This is a genomic window from Kitasatospora sp. NPDC058218 (assembly GCF_042882445.1).
GTDB lineage: Bacteria > Actinomycetota > Actinomycetes > Streptomycetales > Streptomycetaceae > Kitasatospora.
On record NZ_JBHVWC010000060.1, the window covers coordinates 62736 to 69607 of the forward strand.

The 6872-nt window shown below is 73.0% G+C and carries 6 protein-coding genes and 1 pseudogene; 2 read left to right on the top strand and 5 right to left on the bottom strand.

What is annotated here, in order from left to right; all coding sequences use genetic code 11:
- Window positions 1-74 precede the first annotated feature (74 nt).
- From lepB to ACFVYI_RS32120, 4 genes and pseudogenes are all read right to left on the bottom strand, one after another.
- A complete protein-coding gene (lepB, locus tag ACFVYI_RS32105; protein ID WP_387892102.1) occupies window positions 75-1073 on the bottom strand; it encodes a signal peptidase I in 999 nt (332 codons plus the stop codon).
- Between the two features lie 56 nt (window positions 1074-1129).
- Window positions 1130-1792: a helix-turn-helix domain-containing protein gene (locus ACFVYI_RS32110; RefSeq protein WP_387892104.1), complete on the bottom strand. Its 663-nt coding sequence runs from the start codon at window positions 1790-1792 to the stop codon at window positions 1130-1132.
- A 113-nt stretch (window positions 1793-1905) separates the two neighbouring features.
- On the bottom strand, window positions 1906-2979 hold the full coding sequence (locus ACFVYI_RS32115) for a helix-turn-helix transcriptional regulator (RefSeq protein WP_387892112.1): 1074 nt from the start codon (window positions 2977-2979) through the stop codon (window positions 1906-1908).
- A 171-nt stretch (window positions 2980-3150) separates the two neighbouring features.
- Window positions 3151-3436: pseudogene (locus ACFVYI_RS32120) on the bottom strand (LLM class flavin-dependent oxidoreductase); the annotation flags it as partial.
- 188 nt (window positions 3437-3624) lie between these two features.
- Between ACFVYI_RS32120 and ACFVYI_RS32125 the strand changes: the two are divergent.
- On the top strand, window positions 3625-4254 hold the full coding sequence (locus tag ACFVYI_RS32125; RefSeq protein WP_387892106.1) for a TetR/AcrR family transcriptional regulator: 630 nt from the start codon (window positions 3625-3627) through the stop codon (window positions 4252-4254).
- A gap of 46 nt (window positions 4255-4300) precedes the next feature.
- On the opposite strand, the gene ACFVYI_RS32130 is transcribed toward ACFVYI_RS32125, so the two are convergent.
- Window positions 4301-5470, bottom strand: coding sequence for a magnesium and cobalt transport protein CorA (locus ACFVYI_RS32130; protein ID WP_387892107.1), 1170 nt, complete (start codon window positions 5468-5470; stop codon window positions 4301-4303).
- A 580-nt stretch (window positions 5471-6050) separates the two neighbouring features.
- On the opposite strand from ACFVYI_RS32130, the gene ACFVYI_RS32135 reads away from it, so the two are divergent.
- A complete protein-coding gene (locus tag ACFVYI_RS32135) occupies window positions 6051-6758 on the top strand; it encodes a transposase (protein ID WP_387892108.1) in 708 nt (235 codons plus the stop codon).
- Window positions 6759-6872: the final 114 nt, after the last annotated feature.

Sequence of the window (6872 nt, forward strand, 5' to 3'; positions counted from 1 at the left end):
CGACCGCGCTACGGGCCGCGCTCGCGGCCCGTCACCCCGGTCCTCCCGGGTGACGGGCCGCGCGGCGCTCGGCCTCAGGACTCCCGGGTGCCGTCCCGGCGCCGGCGCCCCTCGGCGGTGCGGCGGCGGCGCCAGAGCGCGAACGGGACGGCCGCGGCGAGCGCGGCGGCCTCCGGCGCAGGCAGTTCCTCCAGCGCCCCGGGCCCGCCCGACGGCTGCCGATCCACCTGCTGCCCGCCCGCCGCGTTCTGATCGTTCAGCGCCTTCCGGTCGAACGTGCCGGGGACGGGGAGCGTGTCCCAGTGCCCGAGCGGCCAGGCGACGACGAACGCGCGGCCGACCACGTTGTCCACCGGGACGAAGCCGCCCCCGGGCTCATTGGCGTGGTACCGGGAGTCGCGGGAGTCGTTGCGGTGGTCACCCATCACCCAGATCCGGTCCTTGGGCACCTTGACCGTGCCGGCCGGCGCGTCGCCGCAGGGTGTCGCCCCCGGGTAGAGGTAGGGCTCGTCCAGCGGGACGCCGTTCACCTTCACCGGGCTGCCGGCGTTGCACTCCACGGTGTCGCCACCGACCGCGATCACCCGCTTGATCAGGTCCTTCTCGTCCTCGGAGGGCATCAGGCCGACGATGCTCAGGGCCTTCCTGATGCCCTGGACGACGGAGTTGCCGGACGGCGCGGCCGGCTCGTCCAACCAGCCGCCCGGATCGCGGAAGACCACCACCTCACCGCGCTCGGGGGTGGCGCCGAACCACGGGGTGAACTTGTCGACCAGCACCCGGTCACCCTTCTCCAGGGTGTGCTGCATCGACCCCGAGGGGATCGAGAAGGCCTGCACGAAGAAGACCTTGATGCCCAGTGAGAGCAGCAGGGCCACGACCACCAGGATCGGCAGCTCCTGCCAGAACGGGCGTTTCCTGCGCTCCGCCCGGCGGGTCCGGCCCTTCGTACCGGGGGCGGGGTCGGCGGCACCGGCAGCCGGATCGGCACCGGCTTCGATACCGGCTCCGGGACCGGCACCGCCTTCGACACCGCCGACCGTGCCGCTCCCCGCGCTCGCGTCGACACTCATCCCTGGGCCCCCTCCGAACGGCCTCGCGGGGCCCGGTTCGGAACCCCCGCTGTCAGCTAACGAACGGAGGTTCCCGGCCGCGCCCGGACGTGGATGCGCTCGCCCTGCGCCCCGAACAGGCTGAGGAACTCGACGGCGTTCGGGCCGGCGTTGCCGAAGGCGTGCGGGGTCCGGGTATCGAACTCCGCGGCCTCCCCGGCGGTGAGGACGAGGTCGCGCGAGCCGAGCAGCAGGCGCAGCCGGCCGGCCAGCACGTAGACCCACTCGTGGCCCTCGTGCACCCGTGGTTCCAGGTCCGGGCCGGCGCCGTGACCCGGCGGCATGATCTGCTTGTAGGCGTGCAACCCGCCGAGGTGGCGGGTGAGCGGGATGAAGGTCTGACCGCCGCGGGTGAACGGGCGGGCGTGGACCCGGGGGTCGCCGGTCGCCGGCGCGCCCACCAGTTCGTCCAGCGGCACCCGGTACTCCCGGGCGAGCGGCAGCAGCAGTTCCAGGGTGGGTTTGCGCTGACCGGACTCCAGCCGGGACAGCGTGCTGAGGGAGATCCCGGTCACCGCGCTCAGCCTGGCCAGGGTGGTGCCGCGCTCGCGCCGCAAGGCCCGCAGCCGGGGCCCGACCGTGGTCAGGACGGCGGCGAGGTCGTCGTCGGCGTCGCCCGTGCCGGCCTGGGCGGTGGTGCGGGGGGTGGCGTGGGCACTGTCATGGGGGTGGTCGGCCATGGACCCTATCTGCCGGTCCGGCAAGGGGATCTGTCAAACGGGCATCGGCCGACCGAGTCCGGGGCGTCCCCTCCCCGTCCTCGCCCCCGTCCTCGCCCCGACGAGCGCCCTCGTCAGTGACCGCCGCCGAGCATGATCCGTGCGATCAGTTCACGTCGGCTGGCCACCCCGGCCTTGGCGAACACCGACTTGAGGTGGTCCTGCACGGTGTACGGCCTCATCGCCAGCAGCCGCGAGACGTCCCGGGTGTCGCAGCCGCGCACCAGCAGCAGGGCCACCTCCTGCTCGCGCGCGGTCAGCCCGTACGCGGAGAGGTAGAGCGGCATCGCGTCGGCCGGGGTGGCCGCGGACGCCACCACCGTCACCTCATCGGCCGCCGAGCCCTGCAACGGCGAGGCGTGCAGCACGTACCAGCGGCCGTCGCCCGCCTGGATGCGGATCTTCGACTGCGGCACCGGCAGCCCGCACACCGTGCGGCGGGCCTGCTCGGCGGCCATCGCGAAGGCGAGCGGCAGCCCCAGCGAGGTGCGGGAGGGGTCCGCGAGCCGGGCAAGCAGCTCCTCGGCCGGGCCGGAGACGGCGACCAGCCGGTTCGACGCGCCCAGCACCACGACGGCCGGTCCCGCGTCGAACCCGGCCGCGCCGACCGGCGGCAGGTGGCAGGCCCGCAGGGCGTTGCCCAGGTGCCGGGCGGCGGTGTCGGCGAGTTCACGGTGGCGTGCGAGGAAGGGGCCGCGGTCGGCGGCCCGCATGAACACACCGCAGCCCCACATCCCGCCGTGCGCGTCGAACGCCGCGCGCAGCTCGTCACCGAACCCGGCCGGGGCGATCTGCTCGCGGTAGCGGACGGCGCGCTCCGGCCGCCCCTGGGTCGCCCGGCTGAGCGTCTCGGCCCGGACCCCGCTGCGCCGGATCTTGGGGAAGGTGGCGGGGTCGTCGGTCCAGACCTCCAGCCGGACGGCTTCCTCGAAGGAGTCCAGGCTGAGGTCGTCGCTCAGCACGGAGTTGACCAGCCCGGTCGCCGGGTCGGCGGTGTGCCAGCAGACGGCGTCGTACTCCAGGACCTCACGCAGCAGTTCGTCGGCCCGGCGGAACACCGCCTCGGCCGTCAGCCCGGCACCGGCCAACTCCCTTACGCCCTCGATCGCCTGTTGTGCCGCGGCCGCACGTGCCCCACGTGATCCCATGGCCCGGAAACTAGCACGCACACCAAGCACCGGGCATGCGCCGATCGGCGGGGGTCGGATCCACCGAAAGGATGGGGTCGGGGCCCGACCAAAGTACCCGTCAGGAGGCTCCGGCCGAGCCGGGACGGCGCCCCCGGCGGGCGAGGACGCCTCCGCCCGGCCCGCCGGGGGCGGGAGCGCCCGGCGCAGTGCTCGGGGCGCGGCCGGGGCTCGGACGGGTGTCAGTGCAGGCGATGTTGGCGATGCCGGACGCGACGGTGATCCGCCGGGTCGCCGACAGCAGCAACCAGGCCTGGCCCACGGTGTCCCGGCCGAACGCCTCGCCGAACCAGATCGCCCCGTAGCCCGTCTCCTCGATCTCCGCGGCCGCCTCGCGGACCCGACCGGCCGGCTGTCCCTCGAAACCGAAGGTCCAGATCCCGACCCGACCGAGACCGTTCCGTGCGTCGTCCGTCATCGGTGCTCCTCGCAACTGTGTCGAACTCGGCCGGGGGCGCGGCCCCCGGACCGGCCCAAGGCAGGCAGGCTTTCCGGAGAGGTTCTCCGGTTCGCCTCGGCCTACAATACGGAGCACTTCTCCGTTTGACTACCGATCAGAACCGGTCCGGGACCACCCGATCAGGACCGAGGGCGAGGATCCGACCCATGACCGCAGCTCGGCGCACCGACGCCCGCCGCAACCGGGAGCTCCTGCTCGCCGCCGCCCACGAGGCGTTCGGCGAGTCGGGGCCCGAGGCTTCGCTCAACGACATCGCGCGCCGGGCCGGCGTCGGACCGGGCACCCTCTACCGGCACTTCCCCACCCGGGCGGCCCTGCTGGCGGCCGTCCTGCAGGAGCGCGTCGACCGGCTCTGCGCCCGGGCCGAGGAACTCGCGGCGAGCCGGCCCGCCGACCGGGCGCTCGCCGCGTGGCTGCGCGCCTTCGTCGCCCACGCCCGCGTCAACCAGGGCCTCGGCGGCGCACTGCTGCTGGAGGCTCCCGACGCGCCGGGCACCGACGACTGTCACCGGCGGATCGAGAACGCGGCCGCCGCCGTACTGACCCGCGCCCAGCGGGACGGCTCGGCCCGACCGGACATCTCCCCCGACGACCTCCTCCGGCTGACGCTCGGAATCGCCGTCACCAACACCCGCCGGGGCCCGGAGGACGAGGCCCGCGTCGAACGGCTGCTCGCCCTCGTCCTGGACGCCACCCGGACACCGGCCCCCACGCCGCCCCCACCCCCGACCGCGGAGACGGAGGCGGAGACGGGCGGCTGGGACGGGCAACGGTGACGGGCGGGCGGGACGCCGGGCACACGGCGGACCCCCCGGGAGTGCCTCAGAGCCAGTTGCGCCGCTTGAAGACCAGGTACAGCCCGGTGCAGACCAGCGCCATCAGACCGATCGCGAACGGGTACCCGAAGGCCCACTTGAGCTCGGGCATGGCTTCGAAGTTCATGCCGTAGACGGTGCCGATCAGGGTCGGCGCGAAGAGGATGGCGGCCCAGGAGGAGATCTTCTTGATCTCGTCGTTCTGCACGTGTCCGGCCTCGGCGAGCTGCTTCATCTCCTCGTTCTGCCGCTGCGAGACCAGCGTCGCGTTGACGGTGAGGATGTTCTGCAGCATCTGCCGGAAACCGTCCACGCGCTCGGCGGCGTAGGTGGCGTGGTCGGCGACGTCGCGCAGGTAGCGCTGGAGCTCGTCGTCGGTGCCGTACTTGCCGAAGCCCGCCTCCAGGCTCTTCATGATCTCCAGCAACGGACGGGTGGCCCGCTGGAGCTCGATCACCTCGCGGGAGAGCTCGTAGATGCGCCGGGAGACCTGCGGGTCACCGCCGAACACCTCCGTCTCGATCTCGTCGATGTCGTGCTGCAGCCCCGCGATCACCGGCGCGTAGCCGTCCACCACGGCGTCCAGCACCGCGTACAGCACCGCCTCCGGACCGAGCGCCAGCAGCTCCGGATCGGCCTCCAGCCGGCTGCGCACGGCGGACAGGTCCGGCGCCTGCGAGTGGCGCACGGTGAGGACGAAGTCCGGGCCGACGAACAGGTGGACCTCGCCGAAGTCGACCTCCTCCACGTCGTCCAGGTAGCGGGCCGCGCGCAGCACCACGAACAGCGTGTCGCCGTAGCGCTCCAGCTTCGGCCGCTGGTGGGCCACGATGGCGTCCTCGACCGCCAGCTCGTGCAGGTCGAACCGCTCGGCGGCCTCCAGCAGCTGTGCCTCGGCGGGCCGGAACAGCCCGATCCAGGCCATCGTGCCGGGCTTGCCGGGCAGCTGGCGGTAGATGTCGGCCAGGCTGACGGGCGGCTCGACCCGGCGGCCGTCACGGTAGACGGCCGCCTCCACGACGGAGCGCTCCAGCGTGACGGGCTCGGTGGGCTGGTCGGGCCTCGGGTCCATCGAGTGCTCGGGCGCCGGCTGGGCTTCGCCGCCGTGGGCGGTGTTGTCGGAGCGGGAGAACGGACGCTTGCTCGCGCGCACGGCGCGCACACGCCAGTCGGACATGGCGGGTACCTCCACGGTTCGGTGTCCGCCGCTCCCCCGGGACCGGGGTCGCCGGGAGCTGGGCGGGTGGGAGGCGCCCGGCCGGCCTCCACCGCGCACGGCGCCCGGCCACCTGGTGGCCCGTCGTCAGCGACGGGCGGTACGGCGGCGGGGTGCGGGAGCGGTACGGGAGGAGGGGTGCCGGGAGCCGGGAGAAGAGGGCTCAGGAGAACAGGGGGATGTGCCGGGGCAGGGCCGACTTCGGCCTGGACTACTGGAATCCACAGCTCTCACCTCCTCGCCGTCGGGGCGCCCGTTCCCCGGGTCGCCGTTACCGGCCCATCAGGGAGCGAGCCACGCCGTACGGCCGAGAGCATACCGGCCCCACCGGAAACGGGCGGACACCCCTGATCTCGTCAGAGCTTCGGCACACCACTGCGTAGCACCCGGGGGTGCAGCCACTTGGGGTCACCCCTCAGGCCGGGGAGACCTGTCATCAACTTGACCCGGCCCTGAAGGACTCCGTTGGGAAATCCGCAAAGCGGTGATGGCTGCTTGTCGGGACTGCCAGGATCGGATTGCTGTCGATCGAGGAGGTCGGGTGTCGCTGGAGTCGTGGCGTGATGTCGGGGTGCCGGAGCTGACCGCCCGGGTGGTGCGGGCCTCGTTTCCGAAGGGGACACTGGCGATCCGCATGCGGGAGGCACTCGGTCCGCTGTTCGGGGACGAGTCCTTCGTCGAGGCGTTCCCGACGCGGGGCCGGCCGGCGATCTCGCCGGGGGTGTTGGCGTTGGTCTCGGTCCTGCAGTACGCGGAGGGTCTCAGCGACCGGCAGGCCGCCGACCAGGTGCGGGCCCGGATGGACTGGAAGTTCCTGCTTGGCCTGGAGCTGGACGATCCCGGCTTCGATTTCACGGTGCTGGGTGACTTCCGCGCCAGGCTGATCGAGCACGGTCTGGAGGAGAGGGTCCTGGATCTGGTCCTGGCAAGGATCTCCGGTCTCGGGCTGCTGCGGGCAGGTGGTCGTCAGCCGACAGACTCCACTCATGTGTTGGCTGCGGTACGAGTGTTGAATCGGATGGAGTTCGTCGGCGAGACCTTGCGAGCGGCCCTGGAAGCGCTGGCCGCGGCGGCTCCGCAGTGGCTTTCGACGGTGGTCACCGCTGCCTGGGTCGAGCGCTACGGAGCCCGGATCGACTCCTACCGCTTCCCCAAGGGGGAGAACGTCCGGCAGGAGTGGTCCGAGCAGGTCGGCCGGGACGGCTTCGCTCTTCTGGAAGCGGCCTTCAGGCCAGGAGCCCCGGGCTGACTGCGGGAGGTTCCGGCCGTCCAGGTCCTGCGCAGGGCCTGGGTCGAGCAGTACCACTGCGACGGTGAGGGGGTGCGCTGGCGGGAGGCGAAGGACCTCCCGCCGGGCAGACAT